The organism is Actinoplanes sp. TFC3 (assembly GCF_001553785.1).
Classification (GTDB): domain Bacteria; phylum Actinomycetota; class Actinomycetes; order Mycobacteriales; family Micromonosporaceae; genus Actinoplanes.
Window position 1 is genome coordinate 4,047,754 of sequence record NZ_LOJP01000001.1, and the last position, 18,638, is coordinate 4,066,391.

Below are 18,638 nucleotides of genomic sequence, written 5' to 3' on the forward strand. Positions count from 1 at the left end.
GCTCGCCGGGTAACGGCTGTTCCGGCCCGGACGCTTCGCCGGCCCCGGGCCGGAAGAGGCTGACCTAGCGGTTTTACTGCGTCCTGGCATATTGACGTGCCGCAACACGGGCGTAACAATTCCGAGAGAGCGCTCTCTCCGAGGTTCTGCGCTGCTCCCCCGCCCGGCCGCGCGTTCGTCCCCCTCGTGCGTAGCCGGCCAAACCCGACTAGGTAGGCACATGACATCCCCAGCTTTGACACGTCCACCTCAGCCGGTTCGCAGACGCCGCGGACTGGTAGTCGCGCTGAGTGCGGTACTCACCGCGACGCTTGGTGTCGCCGTCGCCGCGGTGACCACCGACGCCAGCGCAGCCGAAATCCCGCTGTCGCAAGGCAAGCCGGCTACCGCCTCGTCCTCGGAAAGCGGCGCCTTCTCCGCGGCCGCAGCCGTGGACGGCAACGCCGGCACCCGCTGGTCCAGCGCGTTCGCCGACCCTCAATGGTTGCAGGTCGACTTGGGCAGCACTCAGCAGATCAGCCAGGTCGTGCTGAACTGGGAGGCCGCGTACGCCTCAGCCTTCACCATCCAGACCTCGCAGAACGGCGCCACTTGGACCAACATCACGCCGAGCACCGCGGGTAAGCTGGGCGTACAGACCTTGAACGTCACCGGCAGCGGCCGGTACGTGCGGATGAACGGCACCACGCGGGCAACTCCGTATGGCTACTCGCTCTGGGAGTTCCAAGTTTTCGGCGGCGGCGCAGGCCCGACGCCCACCAGTCCGACCCCCTCCGGCCCGAGTCTGCCGACCTCCGACACCCCGGACTTCGGCCCCAACGTACGCATCTTCGACCCGGGCACGTCGGCGGCAACCATTCAGGGTGCGGTGGATCAGGCGTTCAATGCGCAGCTGCGCAGCCCGACCGCGCAGTTCGGCACGCAGCGTCACGTGTTCCTGTTCAAGCCCGGCACGTATGGGCGGGTGTGGGCAAACGTCGGTTTCTACACCACGGTGGCCGGCCTCGGTCTCAACCCCGACGACGTGACGATCAACGGTGCGGTCAACGTCGATTCCGGCTGGAACTACGGCGATGAGAAGAACGCCACGCAGAACTTCTGGCGCAGCATGGAGAACCTTTCGATCGTGCCGGAAGGTGGCACGAACCGGTGGGCCGTCTCCCAGGCCGCCCCGATGCGCCGGGTGCACATCAAGGGCAACCTGACCCTGGCACCTTCCAACCAGGACAACGGGCAGGGCTACTCCAGCGGCGGGTACCTAGCCGACTCGGTAGTCGATGGCACCGTCTCTTCCGGCTCGCAGCAGCAGTGGTACACCCGCGACAGCCGGATCGGCCGCTGGGAGGGCGGCGTCTGGAACATGGTTTTCTCCGGCGTTCAAGGCGCACCGGCCAACGCGTTCCCCAACCCGCCGCACACCACCCTGGCAAGCACACCGGTCACCCGGGAGAAGCCCTACCTCTACATCGACAGCGCCGGTAAGTACCGCGTCTTCGTGCCCGCCCTGCAGCGCAGCTCTGCCGGGGCTCACTGGCCGAACGGCAGCGGCAGCTCGATCCCGATGCGAGAGTTCTACGTCGCCAAGCCCGGTGACAGCGCCGCCCGGATCAATTCCGCCCTCGCCCAGGGCCTCAACCTGTTCTTCACCCCCGGTACCTACTCACTCAACGAAACCATCAGGGTTACCCGCGCCAACACCGTGGTGACCGGCATCGGCTTCCCGACCCTGATCCCTACCGGCGGGGTCGAGGCGCTGAACATCGCCGACGTGGACGGAGTCAAGGTCAGCGGCTTGACCTTCGACGCCGGCTCGGTCAACAGCCCGACACTGATGAGCGTCGGACGGGCCGGTACGCACACCGACCACGCCGCAAACCCGATCAGCCTGCAAGACGTCTTCTTCCGCATCGGCAGCAGCGTCCAGGGCAAGGCCACCACCACCCTCGCCGTACACAGCGACGACACGATCATCGACCACATCTGGGCCTGGCGGGCCGACCACGGCGGCGCACCCACCGGCTGGACGGTGAACACCGGCGACACCGGCCTGCTCGTCAACGGCGACGACGTGCTCGCCACCGGCTTGTTCGTCGAGCACTACCAGAAGTATGAAGTGATCTGGAACGGCAACCGCGGTAAGACAATCTTCTTCCAGAACGAGAAGCCGTACGACGTACCCAACCAGGCGGCCTGGATCGGACCGCGTGGCAACGGCTACGCCGCGTACAAGGTGGCCGACAACGTGACCGACCACGAACTCTGGGGCGGCGGTTCCTACTGCTTCTTCAACGCCAACCCCAGCGTCCGGGTGGACCGCGCGTTTGAGGTACCCAACCGCGCCGGCGTCAAGCTGCACAGCGTTCTCACCGTCTCGCTCGGCGACGTCGGCACCATTGCCAACGTCGTCAACGACACCGGCGGCGCCGTCCCTAACCCGGCTGGCAACACCACCCCCCGCAATGTGGTGTCCTACCCCTAGCGGTAGCGCCCATGAGCGTTGTTGACGCGTCAAGTCTGTCTGAGATGTAAGTAGACCTCCGGTCATGGTGAAAGGCGCTGAGCCTGCACCATGACCGGAGGTCTTTCAGCCCACCGTGAAGCCCGTCCAGCCGCTTGTTCATCACACCTGTTCAGAGGACGCGGCTGCTTCCGGCGGATCACGCGACGCGGTGATGCCGGTCACAGGCGGGTCAGATCTTTGGTGCGCCGGCCGCAGGATGTCATCGATGACCGGCTCGAACTCACCGGCCTGCGACGGCCGCGGACGGCGTGTGCGCGGCGCGGAGGGCGACGGTTGACCTCATACTTGCCGGCGAGCGCCCGCCTCCCCACTGCCGGTCGGCGGTCAGCGCAGGCTGGCCGGCAGCGCCCGCAATCCCGCCAGCACCCTCAGCGGACCTCGGACGGTGTCACCCTCCTGCCCCGCGCGGACGCTGAACCCGCCAGCGCCGACGCGGCACTGCTGCCGCTGGCCGCGTTCGCTCCGACCTCCGCGAGCCCGTCCCCGAGGCGACGAGGCGACGGAGCGATCCCTGCACTATGGCTGTGACGGACCGAAGTGACGCTGCCCCATCTCGAGAAAAGCAAATAACGTCTCTTTGCAGTCCTCGGCGTCCATCATCACGGCGACCGCCGTGCCCGAGGCCGGCCAGGCGAACGAGAAGCAGCTGTAGCCGGTGTTCTGCCCGGTGTGCCCATAGCGCCCGGGGCCGATCTCGGTACCCAGACCGAATCCGCCGGGCACTTGAGGTGTCAGCATCTGTGTGGCCAGATCCGCTGGCAGCAAAGGAGATGTACCAGCAGCGGCACGCCCGATTTCCTGCTCCAGCCGGACCAGGTCTGCGGGGGTGCTCCACAGCCCGGCGCCGGCCATCTCCGGCTGCGTACGCCAGCCACCGGGTATGGGGCTGCCACCGCAATGGCCACGCGCGACGCGCTCACGATGTTCATATGGGAAGCGCTGGTCGTAGCTGCTGTTGGTCATGCCCACCGGTTTCAGCACGACATCTGCCATCAACTCCTCGAACGTGGCTCCAGTCACGTCGATCAAGAGCTGCTGCAGTACGGCGTAGTGACTGCCCGAGTAGCGAAACGTGGTGCCGGGCGCCAGCTCGCGCCGGACCGCAGGCGATGTGGCCGGTGGTTCACCGGTCAGAATCTGCAGCAGCGTCGGTACCCTCTCCTGCCCGGCATACCCAGGAAACCAGTTCTCGGTCAGTCCTGCCGTGTGAGCCAGTAACTGGCGCACGGTCACTGTGCCGGCTCCTGGCAGGTGCCAGGAGGAAAGGTAGGAGTTGACGTCAGAGTCAAGGTCGATCGTTGCGTCGGCGACCAGCCGTAGCGTGCCGAACGCGGCGACGTGCTTGCTGATCGAGCATGCCGGGAACAGCGCGTCGCGACCGGCGGTCCACAGCTCGCCGTCGGGGCCGCTGACCGCGACACTGACGTCGAGAGTTTGCTCAGCGTCCGCGACCACGTCATGCCAGTCCTCCTGGAAACCCATGACCAGGAGTATGCCGGGTCCGGAGCCGAGATGATGTCCGCGCAAAGGCTTGAACAGCGCACTCGATGCGTTACAAGCGTCCTGGATTTTGTCCAGGTGCCGGATCCAGTGGCGATCGACGGGCAACTGCTCGTGGAAGTGAGCGCGGCAGGGGTCAACTTCGCCGATACCAGTCGCCTTGCCGGGTCGTATCGACCGGTGCCCGAGCTGCCGTTCATTCCGGGCACCGAAGTCGTCGGTCGAGCGGGCTGACGGTCGTCGCGTGCTCGCACCGATCTTCGGCGGTGGTGGCTTTGCTGAGCGGGCGGTGGTGAAGGACGCCGACGCCGTGGCGTTACCGGACGGGGTGGGCGACGCCGAGGCTCGCGCTTCTCCTCCAGGGACTGACCGCCTGGCACGCGGGGCCCTCTCGGACCGCAATGCCGCCGTGATGGGCTGCTGGCTACCTCCGGCTCTTGCCGTTCCCGGCGTCTGTGCCGAGCCCTTGGCCGAAATGTTCAAGCTCACCGCGGCCGGCGCGCTGAAGCCGATGGTCCATGCGGCATATCCCCTGGAGGATGCCCGCCGCGCTTTCGAGGACCTCGTAGCCCGCAGAACCACCGGCAAGGTCACCCTGCGTCCCTGAGCTTCGAGCCCATCCATCCGGCCGCGGTTTATGCCGAAACGCATTGCCGGCCGACTCCGGTGTTACACGGGGCTCTGGGCGCGGCAACTTCGCGCCGCCCCAGAGCCGTGATCGGGTGAATCTCCACTGACGCCGCCGGGGAAGGTCATCCGCGACTGCAGCAGCACGGACTCCCGGTGCCGCCACACCTTGACCAAAACTCAGTCAACGGGTGACTTTCTCATCCGAACCGGCGAACTTCCTGGGGCCAGCCGCATGCCTCCGCCATCTTGCCGGCCCATACCCTGGCCGTGTCCTCATCGGGTACGTCCACGATGGTCAGCCCGCCCAGGAACTCCTTGGACTCGACATAGGGTCCATCACTGAAGATCACTGCGCCGCTCGTCGCGTCGGCGCTGAAGACCGGGCCCTGCTCATCAAGGCCCCCAGCGAAGACGTACGCCCCGGCGGCCTTGATCTCGTCGACGGCCGCCCTGGCGAGGGGACCTCGCTCGCGGAACCAATCCTCTGAGTGCTCGCCCACCCACTGCTGGTTGAAGTAGATAAGGTATTGGGGCATTGGTCGCTCCATCTGTTCTCCGGACCCAGTGTCCAGCTCCACCCAGGCTACGAACGGCATCCTGCGGATCCGACACGTCCCCAGCTTAAAATCTGCGGGATCCTGACTGGACGTTCGCCCCCTCATCGACGCGAGCGTGTGTGGCACACCGAGACACCTCTACGGAGCGTGACGCAACGGCAGAGCCGGCTCAGCCATCAGCGGCAGAAGTGTGCCCTTACGTCTGAGCGGGCGACAAATGGCTTCGATAGCCCGGAGCCGTGGATGCAGTTCAGGCCCAAGCCCGTCAGGCTACCGAGGCCGTCAGTGCGGCCTTGGCCGCCAGCCGGAAACTCCTGATCATCGGATTCGGGTCGCCCTTGCGGCTGACCACCACGACCCGACTGGGGGGAGCGCCTTCGATCGGGACGGTGACCAGATCGGGACGTAGTGAGCTGCGCAGATCCCCGACTGGTAGCACGGCGATCGCTCGACCGCTCGCGACCAGTTCGAGTTTGTCCTCGTAGCTCTCCAGCTGTGGCACACCGGCGCCGAGGAGCTGGTAGGAGGTCCAGTCCGCGGTCTCGAAAGCGCAGGGTGCTGCCCTCTCCCCGGCCAGTTCCTCCGAGGTCACCGACGCGCGGTCAGCCAAGGGATGATCGCGCGGGACCACGAGCATCCGGGGTTCCTCGTACAGCGGGGTGGTGAGCACCTTGTCGGCGGCGAGTGGCAGCGGGGCTCGCCCGAGCAAGGCGTCAACGCGGTTGCCGGACAGCGCTTCCACGTCCCGGCAGCTCAGGTGCCGGGTGGAGATCTCGGCGTGCGGGTGGCGGCGGCGCAGTTCTCGGACCGCGGCAGTGATCACGAGGTCTTCGACGTAGCCGATGGTGATCCGTTCGGTCCCGGCATGGTCGCGCACAGCCAGTTCGGCCTGCCGGGCGGCCTGCAACAAGGCTTGGGCCCGAGGGAGGAAGGCCTGGCCGGCCGGAGTGAGCCGGGTGCCCTGGGGCACGCGGTCCAGCAGCCGAGCGCCGAGTTGTTTCTCGAGTCTTTGAATCTGGCGGCTCAGCGCCGGCTGGGCGACGTGCAAGTCAGCGGCGGCCCGGCCGAAGTGCTGGTGCACCGCAACCACGGTGAAATATCGCACCAGGCGCAGTTCCAAATCCTGCCCGAGATCGTTCATCCAGCCAAGCGTACGCGTCATGTCTTTTCGGAATGATTGGGTTGCCGAACCGGTCTTGGACGGCCAGGACGTTCCGGCCTTGACTGAGGAGCAACGTTCCCCGAGAAAGCACAGGCGAGATGAAGGCGATCCAGTTCCACGAGGCCGGTGGGCCGGAAGTTCTGCAGTACGACGAGGTGCCCCTGCCCGAGATCGGACCGGGCGAGGTCCTCGTCCAGGTGTACGCGGCGGGCGTCAACCCGCCGGACTGGTACCTGCGGGAGGGCCTGAAGGTCATGCCAGCCGAGATGAGGCCGGCGCTGGAGTTCCCGTTGACTCCCGGAACGGACATGTCGGGCGTGGTCCGAGCGGTGGCTTCGGACGTGGCGGAGTTCTCCGTCGGTGACGAGGTCTTCGGCATGCTGCGGTTCCCCGGCTTCGACGGCCGGACATACGCCGAGTATGTGGCCGCGCCGGCGGCGGACCTGGCCCGCAAGCCGGCCGGTATCGACCACGTGCAGGCGGCGGGGGCTCCGATGGCCGTGCTCACGGCTTGGCAGTTGCTGATTGATCTCGGCCACGACGTGGCGTCTCCGTTCACCGGTCGGGTGCATCAGCCGGTGCCGATCGCACCGGGGATGACCGTGCTGGTCAATGGGGCCGCGGGCGGAGTGGGGCACTTCGCGGTGCAACTGGCGAAGTTGAAGGGAGCACGCGTGGTAGCGGTGGCCTCGGGCCGCCACGAACAGTTCCTGCGCAAGCTCGGCGCCGATGAGTTCATCGACTACACCCGGACGCGGGCCGCGGACGTGGTCAGCGGGATCGACCTGGTGATCGACACGGTCGGTGGCCCGGACAGCTCATACTTTCTGACCGTGCTCAGGCGCGGCGGCACCATGCTTCCGGTGTTCTTCGCCCAGTACGACCCGGAAGAGACAGCGCGTCTGGGCATCTCGGTCTCCGACATCCAGGTGCGTTCCAGCGGCCCACAGCTCGCCGAGATAGGGCGCCTGTTCGACGAGGGCAAGCTCCAGGTGGGGGTGGACAGCACATATCCACTGTCCGAGGCCGGCAACGCACACACGCGCGCCGCGCAGGGCCACATCCAGGGCAAGATCGTGCTGACGGTGGTCTCGTGACAGCCGAACTGCAGCACGCAGTGGCGAACTACGCTCACGCCCTGGACGAGCTGAACGTGTCCGCGCTGGAAGCGATCCTGCCCCAGGACACCACCTGGACCTTCACGGTGCCCGGACAGGGAGTGCTCGGCCCTGTCGCCGGACGCATGTCTACACCTGCGTTGGATTCATGATTCCCACGGCCGGAACATGCCGGCTGGTGCGGGCGTTGCACCTGCACACCGTTGCGCAGGGCGTGGAGACCGCTGAGCTCACGCTGCTGGGGTACAACCACGGACGGGGCTTCTATTACGCTCGGCCGTTGACCGCGGACGCGTTCGAGAAGTGGATGGCCCAGCAGTCAGCCGTTACTCCTCTGTGACCTGCATTCTCCGAACCACTTGCCACGTGGCCGCATCGCACTCAATGACAAGCAACAACTGCGAAAGGCCACTCATGAAGCACGCCACCCTGCTGCCCGTTCTCGCCGCCACGGTTCTCCTATCGGCCGCCTGCCAGCCAGCCGTGTCCCATGCCGACGGTCAAGCCGCCCCCGTGACGGCCTCGCCTGTCCCGTCGGCGTCGCCCACGCCGTCGTCGCCACCGTCGTCCACCCGGACCATCGAGCCGTCGACCCGGACGACGGAGCCGTCGAAGCAGCCCACCAAACCGGCGTCCAGCAAGCCGGGCACCGCGGCACCGGCCGCCAAGACGCTGGGCCCCAACGGCCTTGGACCGCTCAAGCTGGGCATGACCTCGAAGCAGGCCACCGCCACCGGCATGATCACCAAGTGGGAGGGCACCGAGGAAGCCAAATGCAGCCTCTACTCCTCGCTCAAAGGCTACCCGGATGCTCGGGTGGCGGCGGGCAGCACGCAAGGGGTTCAGGTCATCGACGGGCGCCCCGGCCTTCGGACACCCGAAGGCATCGGGATCGGCAGTTCGGAAAGCGCCGTACGCGATGCCTATTCGGGATGGAAGGTTGCCGCGGCTGACGACCCGGTCGGCGACCACCGGGGCTTCGTGAAGGTGCCCGGCAACGCCGACGCGTATTACCGCATGATGATCAAAAACAAGAAGGTCTCTGAGTTGGCGCTGGAGTCGGCGGATCAGAGCTGCTACGAGTGAACGGCCCGCAGGGTCTTCGGGCAGGTCACCGGTGCCGGCCTGCTGATCTGCACGTAAAGCCGACGTCCACCACCAGGCTGTAGAAGACGGAGGCGCCGGCGCAGTCCGTGTGCCGCGTGATCCGGTCCGGTCGGCCGTCACCGCGGTCGTCCGGTCGGGTTGCCGGGTGCAACGGGGATGCGCGGGCAGCGCCGACGCCTCAATCGCCAGCTAGGCAATTCCAGCGGATACACCGGGGCTTGTGGGCGTACTCGATGGGTCAGGTCTGTGAATCGGACCGGGCCACCAGTCCCGGTTTGCTGCGCAAGCGCAGGGCCGGGCCAACGAGACCGCCTCAGCACTATCCACTGTTGACTGTCACGGTACGTCCGACGTTCCGGATGACCATTGCGTACCGGTCGCACGCTCGGACCTCGTGCCGGGCAGCCCCCTTACTTCAAGGCCCGGACAACCGCGAACCTGGACGCCGTCCGGGATGCGATCCGCCGCTGGGGAGACCCGGTACCGAGCAGTTTCAGTCGTTTCACATCAAAGGCCGGACCATGGGAGCGAGAATCGAAACATCTTTCAGTCCCGACCTGGTTGGCCGGGTGATCAAAATCGCCCACGCGGGTCTTATGCGAGGCAGACACGGTCGCGGCCGGTGCGTTTGGCGGTGTAGAGCGCGGCGTCGGCTCGGGCGATCAGTTCGTCGGAGGTTTCGTGATAGTCCCACGTTGCGATGCCGGCCGAGAAGGTTTGGTCCTCGGGGGTGACGGGCTGCAGTCTGTGTAAGGCGTAAGTCGCCTGCTGCAGGTCGGCCCCAGGTAGCAGGACGATGAATTCTTCGCCGCCGTAACGGGCCAGGACGTCGGATCGTCGTAGCGTGGCATGCCAAGCCGAAGCAGCGGCCTTGAGGAGGCGGTCGCCGCTGGGGTGGCCGTACTGGTCGTTGTAGGCCTTGAAGTGGTCGAGGTCGAGCATGCCGACGCTGATCGGAATGCCGTCGCGTCGGGCTTGTTCGAGGTAGCGGGGTAGTTCGTCGATGGAGGCGCGGCGGTTGGGCAGGCCGGTCAGGGCGTCTTGGCGGGAGAGCTCGCGTACCTGCGCCGAGGTTCGTTCGGCTTGCCGCAGCAACTGCATCATTCGCGTCATGACCAGCGAGTACATCAGCGCTGAGCCGATCGCGATGGAGCTGCCGTGAGTCACCTGCGAGTGCAGCGCTTCGCCGAGTAGGACCGCCGGTGCGATGAGTACGGCGGTGCTGAGCAGAACCAGTTGCGGTCTGGTCAGCCGGGCAGTCGCGGCCGCCCCCGGGCCGTCGTCGCGGATGCTGGGTTGCCATGAGGCCAGCGCCAGCAGGGTGAGCCCGATCAGGTAGCAACTGAGAATGATGTGGTCGGTCAGCCACATGCCGGACCATTGCTCATTGAGCTGCTGCACGGCTACCCACGCGGCGTCGCCGATGAGGTAGGAGACGAAGGCAGCCGCAATCCAGCGTGGTGCTGAGCCGCCGCGCGGGCCGTTCGTGCGTACCAGGAAAAGCGTCAGGGCCAGCAGGAGCATGTCCGCCAGCGGGTACGCGATGGTGGTGATGCGATCGGCCAGCGAGTCACCTGGCGCGTGCAGCGCCGGCTCCAGCTCGTAGATCCACGCCAGCAGGCCTATGCCGGCCGTGACCGTCAGCGCGTCGATCGACGCGGCCCAGTCCGCGCGACGCCCCAACTGTTTCATCATGATGCCGAGGGCGAGCGCGCAGAGGGGGTAGAAAGACAGGTACAGATAGTCCGAGACGTCCGGCCCGGCCAGTTCCCCGAAACCGTAGCGCAGGGCGATGCCGCCCGAGGAAGACAGCGCAACAGCCGCCGCGAACAGCCACCATGGCACCTGCTCACGACGGCTCGGGCCGCGACGGCGCAACGCGACCGGGATTGCCAGCGCAGCGAGGTAGCACACACCGTTCTGCAGCCAGAACTGCCATGCTTCATCGGGTACGGAGTAGTAAGCGATCATCATGATCGCTACCGCGGCGCCGAAGCCCCATCTACTGCGCATATCCAGGCCCACCATGACGACTTGCCGGAGCTTCAGGCGCGGACCAGCTGAGGTGCAGCACTGATTCGCACCACACGACCCCTCGAACGCGAACGCTGAATCAGACTATGCCGGTCAGCGGCCACATGTTCAGGAAACTGCGACCAAGGTGGCTCCCCCGCCAATGACATCTGGCCCGGCTGGTGGGCAGGTCGCTTGCTGACCAGGAAGATCGGCGCCGGCGATCCGGGGTGAGACCTGACCCGTCGTGACACCGGTCAGCCGGTGATCCACGGCAGGTTCATTTTGCGGAAGACGATCGAGCGGTGCGAAGTCTCGTTCGCGTCGACATCCTCGTTGACCTCCACGAGCGCGCCGACCGACAGGTCAGCGGTCTTGGCCATGCTGGAGTAGCCACCCTCGGCCACGTTGCCGGCGCCTAGCTGAGGCCATGCCGGCAGCGGCGCGTCGCTCAGCGGGCGGCTCACCGGCCACGTGACCGCCTCATCGGTGCTGACCCGGATCGTCATGGCCCGGCGATTCGTCGTGCTGGCCGAGTTGAGGAACATGATCCGTGGTGTGGTGTCGAGGTTGTAGCGCAGGACCGAAGCCTGCGCATGCGGGTCCGGCAGGTGCGGATCGGGGGTGTAGGCGGTGAATCCGCCCTCGACGGTGCCGCGCGCTATCCAGCGGTTCTTCGCCGTCTCCCACTTCGCTTTGACCGCGGTGTCGTTGCGCATCAGCCGGCCGTCGGTCAACTCCAGGACGGAACTTTCCCCAGTGACCTCTTGCCCGCGTGCCATGGGGGCGCTGTGAAAAGTTGTGCCACCGTCGTCGCTGTAGATGGTGCGGTTGGTGGCCGGAATCACCAGCCGGCCCGACGAGGTCTCGATGCCCGCCCCCGGCCCGACCGCATCCCAGGCCCACTCCGAGCCGTCGGCGTGCTTCTTGGGGGTGACAGCGGCTGTCAGGTCGACCGGGCCGTGCCAGGTTCGCCCATCCTCTTGCTTGCTGCTGGTGAAAAGTTTGACCCGGCGCTCGCCCCACGCACTGATCCGGGTGGTGCCGTCTGCTCCGTTCTGGCTCAGACCGGCGGGGTTCCACGACAGGAAGAGCAAAATTGTGCCGCTGGTGCGCTCCACCACGGCGGTCGGATTGCCCCAGGTGCCCTGTCCGGTTCCGACGACCTCGGCCAGGGCGGACCAGCTTGCGCCGTCGTCGGTCGAGCGTTTGACCATCAGATTGATGTTGCCGTAGTCCCGGTTGGACTCCGCGCGGCCCTCGGCAAAGGCGAGCAGGGTGTCCTTGGTGGTGCGCAGCAGCGAAGGAATGCGAAATGAGTGGTAGCGGGTGCCGTTGAGGGTCTCACCATCCCCGTCGAACAGCAGGGTTTCGCTGTGTTTCTGCCCCGCAGCCAACGCCGGTGAGCCCGCCGACATCAACGCGGTTACGAGCATGAGCACCACGGCGAGGGTGCGCGTACTGTTCCTGTGCGATCCCGCGGACGGCCGGAGCTGCATCAGAAGACACCGAGCCCGGTGCGATCGAGGACTTCCTGCACAGGCTGATAGTAGGAGCGCCGTTCACTGACTGCGGTGGTGCAGGACTGGTCGGCGCCAACGGATCCGGAAGTGATGCCGAGCGCCACCGAACCATGGAACAGGGGGCCGCCGCTGTCGCCGAACTCGGCGCACAGTGACGTCTTGATCAGTCCGGTGACCGTACCCTCCGAGTAGTTGACCGTGGTGCTGGTCAGCAGGACCGCGCCGACGAGGTCGGTGCTGGTGGTTCCGGTACGGGCGACCGACTCACCGGCAATCGGGTAGCGGGAGCTGGTGATCTGCTGCTCGGCACCGTTGACCCACACCGTGCCGTACGCGGAGACGTCGTTGTTGGCGTAGGTGACCACGGCGTAGTCCTTGCCGGGGAAGGTGCTCTGCTTGTTCGTGCCCAGGTAGGTGCCGTTGGCCGCCTTGTACCAGGTGCTGACCTTGTTGCCGCAGTGCCCGGCGGTGATGAAGGACTTGGCGCCGGCGGTGTTACGTACATTGAAACCGATCGAGCAGGTAAGGGTTTCGGCTTTGTTCTGGATCCCTTGGCCGCCGGAGGTGAACCCGGCGGTCAGGGTGAGCTTGCCGGGGACCCTGCCGACTCGTACGGCCGCGCCAAGGCGGTCGGTGACAGCCGTCAGTCGCTGCAGATTCGCGCCGGTCACGGTGCTGTCCATCTCGACGCTCACCTGGTTGGTGCTCGGGTCGATGCCCCATGACGTGCCGGGAACGCGGGCGGAGTCGTCCAGCACGGTGGTGGCCGATCGCAGTTCGCTCAGGTTGCGTTCGACGACTTGGGCGACCCCGCCTGCATCGCGTACCGCCTGGGCGTCGGCAGCGTTGGTCACGGTGACGACGGTACGGCCGGTGGCATCGACATAGACACCGCCGGTACGGGAGTCGCCCAGCTGCGTGGCGAAGGCGCTCGCAGCCGCGGCGGGCATGGAAGCAACCGTGGCGGCTTCAGCCGCTCGTACCGGAGTAGTCGCTGCCAGCGCGGTCAGCGCAAGCGCTCCGGCTGCCGCGAGCATTGTCTTCGGCATGTCTGCCTTCCTTTCTCGGTGTGGCCGAAAGTAGGCAGGGCGCGCACATTTGTTGTCCGTGCTGGCATGTACGGCCGATGTACGGCCTGTGGATAGCTTTCCGCCGATGCCACAGGGCGTCTTGTCGTACCGGGAAGGAAAGCGACGAATGCGTACCATCACCAATCGCCGGATCCGCACGGCCGCCATCGCAGGGGCCCTCGCGGCCACGGCGGCCATCATGTCAGCTCCCGCCCCCGCCTTGGCCAGCAGCGTCCCCACCAGCGCGGCGGTGGCGGGGCAGGCAGCCGCTGCCGACGACCCGGTCAGTCCCGGCGGCGGCGAGGGCGCTGAGGAGGTCCTCACCGTGGCCGAGGACGCCGAACTGACCGCGGCCGGGTACGGCAAACCCATCAAGCGTGACAGCGTCATGACCCGCGCGAAGGACTGGTACGACCGCAACGTGCCCTATGGTTCCGCCGACGCGTGGGACGTCAACCATGGCAAGCGTTACCGTACGGACTGCTCGGGGTTCGTCTCGATGGCCTGGAAGCTCAAGACCAGCAAGACCACGTGGACGCTGGATGACGTATCGCACGTCATCAACTGGAACGACCTGCTGCGAGGCGACGCCGTGGTCCACGAGCACGACCACGCGGTGCTGTTCGACAAGTGGGTGAACGCGGACACCAAGGCGGACTTCTGGGTCTATGAGGAGAGCCGGCCGGGTCACGACATGCAGCACCGCAAGATGAATGTGGCGGATACCCGGCGCGCGGGCTTCGACCCGTACCGCTACGACTCGATCCGCAAGTAGCCATCCCCGGCACCGAACGTGACCCCGGCCGGCCTCGTGCCGGGGTCACGTTGCGCCCGGCACCTACGGCCGGTACACCCACTCCTCACAGCCCCACACGTTGCTGTCCGGGCCGATGTAGGTGTGGAACATCAGCTTGGTAACACCAGGATGGTTGACGGGATTGCTGTAGGTGATCCCGCCTCCGCCGTTGCTCTGGTCATCGACATCGGTGTACTTGAGGTTCTTGGTGCTGCCGTCGCTGAAGAACAGCCGCACGAACGACTCCGCCTTGATCGGCTTCATGCTCGAGTTCATTGCGAAGTTCGTTTCCACGCCGCCGCCGGAGGACCAGGACACCAGAGCGTTCAGGTACCCGTACTCGGTCCAGTTGTGCAAGCTCTTGTCGCAGGAAAATTTCTGCGTCCAGGCGGCGGCAGGGCCGGCGCCGGCCAGCAGGGCACCGGCGGTCAGCGCGACGGACAGTACGGCGGAACAGGTGATTCTGCGCATGAATGTAACCCTTCTTGCCCAGGCGTATCGAACAACGCGAAGGTAAGCGCCTGCCGTACATGCCTCGTATATGTGCGGGACTGGTCCGTGTTCTCCATGATTTACTGGCCGGCGTGTATGGCACTCGGGATGTGTTCGCGACGTGGCAGCGGGGCTGGGGCAGGGCGCGCGGGGTCGAGCCGGGCGTTGAGGTGCCCGGCGGGCTGCGGGTGCATTGCCGGTTGGATTCGCGCGAGATCGAGTTTTTCGCGTTCGATGACCGGGCCGAGTCGTTGGCCGGGCTCGCCGCGGCGGCGCTCCGGGAGGAGGGCGTCACCTGGTTGACCGTGGCAACCACAGAGCCGCAGGCGGCGGTAGGCGCGCTGAAGGCGGCTGGGCTGACCATGTTGCAGCAATCCGAGCAGTTGATGAGCGTCGACCTGCGTGAGCATCCCCTCAGCCCGGTGCCCGCCGGGTACCGAACCGAGACCACGGTCGACGACGGCGTCGTCTTCGTCCAGGTGTTCGCCGACGATGGCTCGGACGCCGCTCGGGGCTATGCGGGAGTCGTCGGCGGGTACGCCTCGGCCGACAAGATCCTCACTTGGCCGGGTCATCGGCGCCGGGGACTGGGCAGTGTGGTCATGGGAAGTCTGGCCAACGCGGCGATCGAGCTCGGCGCGCAGACCGGGCTGCTCATCGGCGGCGTCCAGGGCCAGCAGTTGTACCGGACACTCGGCTGGTGTACCGAAGCGACAGTTCTGATCGCCGCACCGCCCGGCACCGTCTACCCGGAGTAGGCGCGCTTATTTCGGGTTCCGGGCGCCGAGGGACTCGTAAGGTGACCCGGACACTCGCAGGTTTGGCCGGGAGCAATGTCCACGCTGGCGTCTGCGGTCTATCTTCTAGGCGATGTCTTCTTCAGATCATGACGTGGTCCGGATCTATGCGTTCGGGGAGATAGTCGTCACCGCCGGGGGTGCTGCGATCACCGCCGGGCCGCCCAAGCAGCGCGCCCTGCTTGCGCTGTTGCTGTGCCGCCCGGATGTTGAGATACCGTCCGGCGAGTTGATTGAAGCACTGTGGAGTTTTCAGGCTCCCCATTCCGCGCGCAACAATCTGCGCACCTACGTTCACGGGCTGCGTCGTATCCTCGGCGAACAGATCATCAGTGGCAGCGGCCGGCCCGGCTATCGGCTGCACACCGACCGGGTGTGGACCGACATCAAACACTTCGCGGCCCTGTGCACGCAGGCCGAAATGGCACTGGAGCGCGCCGAGCCTGAGGCCGCCCGGCCAGCGTTGGCCGATGCGGTGGCGCTGCGCCGCGGTGCGGCCTTTGGCGACGTGGGGTCCCTGGAGGCGGTCGAAGATGAGGCCGCCCGGCTGGAGGAACGCTGGCTGCTCGCTGTTGAGCGGCGCGTCGAACTGGACCTGCATCGTGGTGGCGCAGCGGAGCTTGTCGGCGAGCTGACCGCGCTGGTCCGCCAGCATCCGTATCGAGAACGCTTCGTGGCCCTGCTCATGCTGGCGCTCTACCGGGCGGGCCGGCAGAGCGACGCGCTGGCCGCCTATCGGCAAACCGCCGCCGCCCTGGCCGAGGAGCTCGGTGTGGAGCCCGGTGCTGAGCTGGCCGGGCTGCACCAAGCGGTGCTTCGGCAGGATCCCGCGCTGCAGCGCCCGGCTGGGGTGCCGGTCGGGGCCGAGTCCGCGGTGGTCGCCCGGCCAGCCGAACTCCCGCCTGCCTCGGGGCATTTCACCGGTCGGACCCGCGAAACCGCGGCACTTGACACCGCTCTGGCAGATGCCCAGGACTCGGGACGGCTACCGGTGCTGGCAGTAGTCGGTCCGGCCGGGGTCGGTAAGACGACGCTGGTTGTGGAATGGGCACGGCGCGCTGTGGCCGATTTCCCCGACGGGCAGATCTTCGTTGATTTGCGTGGTTTCAGCGCAGAGCCAGTCACCGCACCCGCCGAGGCGCTGCGCCGGTTGCTCTGGTCTCTGGGTGTCGAAGCGGACCGGGTGCCGCCGGCCATCGACGAGGCTGCGGCTCTGCTGCGTTCACTGCTGGCGAGCAAACGGCTGTTGATGGTCCTGGACAACGTCGCCTCCGCCGAACAGGTGGTGCCATTGCTGCCGGGCGGAAGCGGTAACGCAGTCGTGGTGACCAGCCGTAACCGGCTGGCCGGGCTGATCGCCCGGCACGGCGCCCGGCAGGTGCCACTCGCTGCACTGATGGAGGACGAGGCGCTTGAGCTCATCGTGCGCATCGTCGGTCCGGCCCGCGTGCGCCGCGAAGCCGCAGCCGCCCGGACCCTGGCCCGGCGTTGCGGGTGGCTGCCCCTGGCATTGTGCATCGCCGCTGCCGACGTAGCCGAAGACCCGGCTCAGAGCATCACCGGCTACCTGACCGAGCACCAGGCCGGCGCCCGCGCGCGGGGCAATACCGAACGTGCGGTGCTTGCCGCGTTCGATCTCTCCCTGCGCGGACTCACCGCTGGTCAACAGCGGTTGCTCAGGCTCCTCAGCCTCGTACCCGGGCCGGGTTTCACCACCAGCGCCGCCGCCGCACTCGCCGGCGTCCCGCCAGAGGCTGTCGAGCCGGATCTGCTGCGCCTGGTCAACGCGCATTTCGTGGTGCGCCGGGGCATCAACCGCTTCGCTTTCCACGACCTGATCCGGGAGTACGCGCGGACCAAGCCGGGCGCACCGGACCAGACGGCGGCTTTGCACCGCCTCTACGAGCACTACCGTGACCTGACCGAGGCTGCGGACCGGATTCTGCAACCGGGTGCCCTGCGTCTGCCGGGCTGGGCTGGCGTGGATCACTTCGGCGGGGATGCAGCCGCCGCTCAGACCTGGTTCGCCGCGGAGTTGCCCAACCTCATCGCCGCCTGCGGCGTGAGTCGCGAGCCCGGCATCGCCAGCCTGGTGACCCGGCTGGCCGATGCGGTGGGCAGGTATCTGTGGACTCGGGTCGACCTGGACACCTGGGCGGTGGTGGCCGCCGCCGGTGCCCAAGCGGCTGAGTCGGCAGACGACCTGAAGGGCCAGACGGCGGCGCAGATCGCCCTGGCGCGTATCGCCGACGGCAGGTGCGATTTCACCGCCGGGATCGCCCGGTACGCCGAAGCAGCGCGCCTCGCCCGCCGCGCGCATTGGCCCGAGGCTGAACAGCTTGCTCTCAGCTCCACCGCAGCCTTGCACGGTCAACTGGGCGGTCTCACCGCCGCGGTGCAGCAACTGGAGGCTGCCCTGGTCATCAGCCGGCACCTGGGTGACCGGCTGAACGAAGGCCGTACCCTGCAGCTTCTCGGTGCCTATCGCGCGGAACAGGGTGAGCTCAAGCTGGCCGGAGATCTGTTCCGCCAGGCGCTGACCGTCATCGAGAAGCAGGGTTCGCGGATCGGGCAGGCGATCATCTTGACCAACTCGGCTGGGCTCAGCCTGCTGTGCGGCAAGTTCAGCGCGGCCACCCGGCAAGCAGCAGAGGCCTTGAGCATCGCGGACGAGGTCGGTCATGTCTCCTGCCTGATCGGTGCGCTGGTCAACCTGTCCGCAGCCTGGCGCGGACTTGGTGCGGCCGGCACGGCGCTGCCCCACATTCAGCGAGCACTGGCCATCCCCGCCGGACTTGACGCCCGTGACCTCGGCTTTGTGCTGCACGAAGCCGCCGAGGTGCACGACGTCCTGGGCGAGCACGACCGCGCGATCGAATACCACCGCAGCGCGTACCAGCTGACCGCGACCGCACAGACCCGTTCATTGACACTGACCCACGCGATCGCTCTTGCGCTGGCCGAGCATCGATGGACTGTGTCCGGCCAGGCCGGCGCCCCCGCGCCGGGCACCCCGGATCTGACGTCGTTGCTCGCCGAGACCCGTCGCTACGGCTACCGCGGCTTGGAGGGCGCGGCGCTGGCCGCGCTAGCGGAAGTCAACAATGACCAGGGTCGCGTCGCCGAAGCAGCCAGCCAGGCCGCGCTCGCCCTGCGCCTGCAGAACGAGTCAGGCCGCTACACCGATCCCGAGACGCTGACTGCGATTGTCGCGGCAGGTGGCCACTGAGCGCGGCTGAGGTGACCTTCGGGCCCTCCTGCCCGCTGCCGGTGCTGCCGGACACGCATGAAGCTACCGGCACAGCGCATAGACCACGCATACACGGCCGGTACGTGGTGATTGCCCACCGCG

18 protein-coding genes are annotated in these 18,638 nt (G+C 67.0%); 10 read left to right on the forward strand and 8 right to left on the reverse strand.

The window, feature by feature from the left end:
• The first annotated feature begins 220 nt into the window (after nucleotides 1-220).
• Nucleotides 221-2,479: a discoidin domain-containing protein gene (locus tag TFC3_RS18240; RefSeq protein WP_067501242.1), complete on the forward strand. Its 2,259-nt coding sequence runs from the start codon at nucleotides 221-223 to the stop codon at nucleotides 2,477-2,479.
• A 558-nt stretch (nucleotides 2,480-3,037) separates the two neighbouring features.
• On the opposite strand, the gene TFC3_RS18245 is transcribed toward TFC3_RS18240, so the two are convergent.
• Nucleotides 3,038-4,003 carry a serine hydrolase gene (locus TFC3_RS18245; protein ID WP_067501244.1) on the reverse strand — a complete coding sequence of 322 codons (966 nt, stop codon included), beginning with the start codon at nucleotides 4,001-4,003 and terminating at the stop codon, nucleotides 3,038-3,040.
• A 108-nt stretch (nucleotides 4,004-4,111) separates the two neighbouring features.
• Between TFC3_RS18245 and TFC3_RS38770 the strand changes: the two genes are divergently transcribed.
• Nucleotides 4,112-4,255 (forward strand): alcohol dehydrogenase catalytic domain-containing protein, encoded by a 144-nt coding sequence (locus TFC3_RS38770; protein WP_201787179.1) that lies wholly within the window; start codon nucleotides 4,112-4,114, stop codon nucleotides 4,253-4,255.
• A 10-nt stretch (nucleotides 4,256-4,265) separates the two neighbouring features.
• The gene (locus tag TFC3_RS38775; RefSeq protein ID WP_067501247.1) at nucleotides 4,266-4,628 is read left to right on the forward strand and encodes a zinc-binding dehydrogenase; all 363 of its coding nucleotides are present in this window, start codon (nucleotides 4,266-4,268) and stop codon (nucleotides 4,626-4,628) included.
• A 220-nt stretch (nucleotides 4,629-4,848) separates the two neighbouring features.
• Here TFC3_RS38775 and TFC3_RS18255 read toward each other — a convergent pair whose 3' ends face one another.
• Both TFC3_RS18255 and TFC3_RS18260 read right to left on the reverse strand, forming a co-directional pair.
• On the reverse strand, nucleotides 4,849-5,187 hold the full coding sequence (locus TFC3_RS18255) for a YciI family protein (protein WP_067507000.1): 339 nt from the start codon (nucleotides 5,185-5,187) through the stop codon (nucleotides 4,849-4,851).
• Nucleotides 5,188-5,473: 286 nt separating this feature from the next.
• Nucleotides 5,474-6,349, reverse strand: a complete 876-nt coding sequence (locus TFC3_RS18260) for a LysR family transcriptional regulator (protein WP_067501249.1) — start codon at nucleotides 6,347-6,349, stop codon at nucleotides 5,474-5,476.
• A 119-nt stretch (nucleotides 6,350-6,468) separates the two neighbouring features.
• Between TFC3_RS18260 and TFC3_RS18265 the strand changes: the two genes are divergently transcribed.
• The 3 genes from TFC3_RS18265 to TFC3_RS37140 are packed head-to-tail and all read left to right on the forward strand — an operon-like array spanning nucleotide 6,469 to nucleotide 7,828.
• Nucleotides 6,469-7,467: an NADP-dependent oxidoreductase gene (locus TFC3_RS18265; RefSeq protein ID WP_067501251.1), complete on the forward strand. Its 999-nt coding sequence runs from the start codon at nucleotides 6,469-6,471 to the stop codon at nucleotides 7,465-7,467.
• Complete coding sequence (locus TFC3_RS18270) at nucleotides 7,464-7,640, forward strand: hypothetical protein (RefSeq protein ID WP_201787180.1); 177 nt, start codon at nucleotides 7,464-7,466, stop codon at nucleotides 7,638-7,640. Before TFC3_RS18265 ends, TFC3_RS18270 begins: the two co-directional genes overlap by 4 nt.
• Complete coding sequence (locus TFC3_RS37140; RefSeq protein WP_153040283.1) at nucleotides 7,637-7,828, forward strand: hypothetical protein; 192 nt, start codon at nucleotides 7,637-7,639, stop codon at nucleotides 7,826-7,828. The genes TFC3_RS18270 and TFC3_RS37140 overlap by 4 nt, the downstream gene beginning before the upstream one ends.
• A 160-nt stretch (nucleotides 7,829-7,988) precedes the next feature.
• Here the strand turns inward: TFC3_RS37140 and TFC3_RS38090 are convergent, their stop codons facing one another.
• Nucleotides 7,989-8,138, reverse strand: a complete 150-nt coding sequence (locus TFC3_RS38090) for a hypothetical protein (protein ID WP_161952625.1) — start codon at nucleotides 8,136-8,138, stop codon at nucleotides 7,989-7,991.
• Nucleotides 8,139-8,196: 58 nt separating this feature from the next.
• Here TFC3_RS38090 and TFC3_RS18275 point away from each other — a divergent pair, with 58 nt between their 5' ends.
• Entirely contained in the window at nucleotides 8,197-8,574 is a 378-nt protein-coding gene (locus TFC3_RS18275; RefSeq protein ID WP_067501254.1) for a hypothetical protein, read from the forward strand.
• A 615-nt stretch (nucleotides 8,575-9,189) separates the two neighbouring features.
• Here TFC3_RS18275 and TFC3_RS18280 read toward each other — a convergent pair.
• The 3 genes from TFC3_RS18280 to TFC3_RS18290 form a co-directional block, all read right to left on the reverse strand.
• Nucleotides 9,190-10,608: a diguanylate cyclase gene (locus tag TFC3_RS18280; protein ID WP_236718189.1), complete on the reverse strand. Its 1,419-nt coding sequence runs from the start codon at nucleotides 10,606-10,608 to the stop codon at nucleotides 9,190-9,192.
• Between the two features lie 257 nt (nucleotides 10,609-10,865).
• Entirely contained in the window at nucleotides 10,866-12,044 is a 1,179-nt protein-coding gene (locus TFC3_RS18285) for an exo-alpha-sialidase (protein WP_236718415.1), read from the reverse strand.
• A gap of 62 nt (nucleotides 12,045-12,106) precedes the next feature.
• Nucleotides 12,107-13,180: a S1 family peptidase gene (locus TFC3_RS18290; protein WP_067501256.1), complete on the reverse strand. Its 1,074-nt coding sequence runs from the start codon at nucleotides 13,178-13,180 to the stop codon at nucleotides 12,107-12,109.
• A gap of 148 nt (nucleotides 13,181-13,328) precedes the next feature.
• Here TFC3_RS18290 and TFC3_RS38095 point away from each other — a divergent pair, with 148 nt between their 5' ends.
• Nucleotides 13,329-13,976: a hypothetical protein gene (locus TFC3_RS38095; RefSeq protein WP_067501257.1), complete on the forward strand. Its 648-nt coding sequence runs from the start codon at nucleotides 13,329-13,331 to the stop codon at nucleotides 13,974-13,976.
• A 63-nt stretch (nucleotides 13,977-14,039) separates the two neighbouring features.
• On the opposite strand, the gene TFC3_RS18300 is transcribed toward TFC3_RS38095, so the two are convergent.
• Nucleotides 14,040-14,468 carry a hypothetical protein gene (locus TFC3_RS18300; protein ID WP_067501259.1) on the reverse strand — a complete coding sequence of 143 codons (429 nt, stop codon included), beginning with the start codon at nucleotides 14,466-14,468 and terminating at the stop codon, nucleotides 14,040-14,042.
• Nucleotides 14,469-14,581: 113 nt separating this feature from the next.
• On the opposite strand from TFC3_RS18300, the gene TFC3_RS18305 reads away from it, so the two are divergent.
• Both TFC3_RS18305 and TFC3_RS18310 read left to right on the forward strand, forming a co-directional pair.
• Complete coding sequence (locus tag TFC3_RS18305; protein ID WP_153040285.1) at nucleotides 14,582-15,247, forward strand: N-acetyltransferase; 666 nt, start codon at nucleotides 14,582-14,584, stop codon at nucleotides 15,245-15,247.
• A gap of 112 nt (nucleotides 15,248-15,359) precedes the next feature.
• Nucleotides 15,360-18,515, forward strand: coding sequence for a BTAD domain-containing putative transcriptional regulator (locus TFC3_RS18310; RefSeq protein WP_082772145.1), 3,156 nt, complete (start codon nucleotides 15,360-15,362; stop codon nucleotides 18,513-18,515).
• Nucleotides 18,516-18,638 lie beyond the last annotated feature (123 nt).

Bases quoted from the DNA above. Each gene is read 5' to 3' on its own strand.
- TFC3_RS18265 (WP_067501251.1), top strand. From the start codon at position 6,469: ATGAAGGCGATCCAGTTCCACGAGGCCGGTGGGCCGGAAGTTCTGCAG.
- TFC3_RS18245 (WP_067501244.1), bottom strand. From the start codon at position 4,003: ATGGGTTTCCAGGAGGACTGGCATGACGTGGTCGCGGACGCTGAGCAA.
- TFC3_RS18255 (WP_067507000.1), bottom strand. From the start codon at position 5,187: ATGCCCCAATACCTTATCTACTTCAACCAGCAGTGGGTGGGCGAGCAC.
- TFC3_RS18280 (WP_236718189.1), bottom strand. From the start codon at position 10,608: ATGCGCAGTAGATGGGGCTTCGGCGCCGCGGTAGCGATCATGATGATC.
- TFC3_RS37140 (WP_153040283.1), top strand. From the start codon at position 7,637: ATGATTCCCACGGCCGGAACATGCCGGCTGGTGCGGGCGTTGCACCTG.
- TFC3_RS18260 (WP_067501249.1), bottom strand. From the start codon at position 6,349: ATGAACGATCTCGGGCAGGATTTGGAACTGCGCCTGGTGCGATATTTC.
- TFC3_RS18285 (WP_236718415.1), bottom strand. From the start codon at position 12,044: ATGCTCGTAACCGCGTTGATGTCGGCGGGCTCACCGGCGTTGGCTGCG.
- TFC3_RS18240 (WP_067501242.1), top strand. From the start codon at position 221: ATGACATCCCCAGCTTTGACACGTCCACCTCAGCCGGTTCGCAGACGC.
- TFC3_RS18275 (WP_067501254.1), top strand. From the start codon at position 8,197: ATGACCTCGAAGCAGGCCACCGCCACCGGCATGATCACCAAGTGGGAG.
- TFC3_RS38095 (WP_067501257.1), top strand. From the start codon at position 13,329: ATGCGTACCATCACCAATCGCCGGATCCGCACGGCCGCCATCGCAGGG.
- TFC3_RS18290 (WP_067501256.1), bottom strand. From the start codon at position 13,180: ATGCCGAAGACAATGCTCGCGGCAGCCGGAGCGCTTGCGCTGACCGCG.
- TFC3_RS18310 (WP_082772145.1), top strand. From the start codon at position 15,360: ATGTCTTCTTCAGATCATGACGTGGTCCGGATCTATGCGTTCGGGGAG.
- TFC3_RS18300 (WP_067501259.1), bottom strand. From the start codon at position 14,468: ATGCGCAGAATCACCTGTTCCGCCGTACTGTCCGTCGCGCTGACCGCC.